General features: G+C 31.6%; 1 protein-coding gene. It reads right to left on the bottom strand.

Annotated elements, in window-relative coordinates; genetic code table 11:
* Window positions 1-229 precede the first annotated feature (229 nt).
* Window positions 230-646: a hypothetical protein gene (locus ULO1_RS14545; RefSeq protein WP_143311788.1), complete on the bottom strand. Its 417-nt coding sequence runs from the start codon at window positions 644-646 to the stop codon at window positions 230-232.
* Window positions 647-982: the final 336 nt, after the last annotated feature.

Below are 982 nucleotides of genomic sequence, written 5' to 3'. Positions count from 1 at the left end.
AGATTTTTATATTTCTCAGCTAAAAAACGCATAATTCTGCCTATTTTGTGTTAAATCGAATTAATTCCCAGCTTGACAAATTCTAAAAAATTTTATGCAACGCTACTGATGCATAAACTAAAAGAACTATAATATTTATAAGTAGCCACCAAGAATTCATAGATTTTAACCTCTTTCAACTAATTTAAGAATATGGTTGAAGCCACTCGGCTTCAACCATATTAACCCTCTATTTACAATAACCTATATCTTGGCACAAAGATGGACAAGTAATGTAACTTCCTACTCCACCACAAATAATACTATAGACAACTCCACAAATTATCGGACAGGTGAAGTTTCCAAATGGTGAACAGGCAATCATACATGCGAAATAACTAGTTAACCCACAACCACCGTTCCAGAGGGTATTACATATTCCAAGACAGATGTCACAACTAGTCCATGCCGCGTTTATTTCTTTTTGAGAACCAGTTTTATCTTTTTTATCATACGGAATAAAAGGCCCTTCTTTCCAATTAATTTTAGGTTGATTATTAATAATTTCTATTTTAGAGGTATTATAGATTTTTCCATTTTTAATGTCGTAAACATCTATTGTTTTTGTACCATTTACGTTTTGAAGAACACCTGCACCTACTTTCACTTTACCATTAAAATCTGCGTAAACAAGTTGAATATCTTTAGATCCTTTAATTGTTAATATTAATACATTCCCTTGTTTTTTGGAGTATACATAGTTCGCTGCTCTTTTCTCTGATACCTCATAGCTGCCGCCTGTTAACTTATCCAGTAAAAAAGGTTAGAATAACCGCAATAAACATACTTATCCTTTTATCAACCTTTAATAACATAAATTTTACCTCCTAACTTCAGTAGCGTTGCATAAAATTTTTTAGAATTTGTCAAGCTGGGAATTAATTCGATTTAACACAAAATAGGCAGAATTATGCGTTTTTTAGCTGAGAAATATAAAAATCTC

Source organism: Carboxydocella sp. ULO1 (assembly GCF_002049255.1).
Taxonomy (GTDB): domain Bacteria; phylum Bacillota.
Note: the sequence above shows the minus strand (reverse complement) of the source record. Positions and strands in the feature narration are given on the sequence as shown.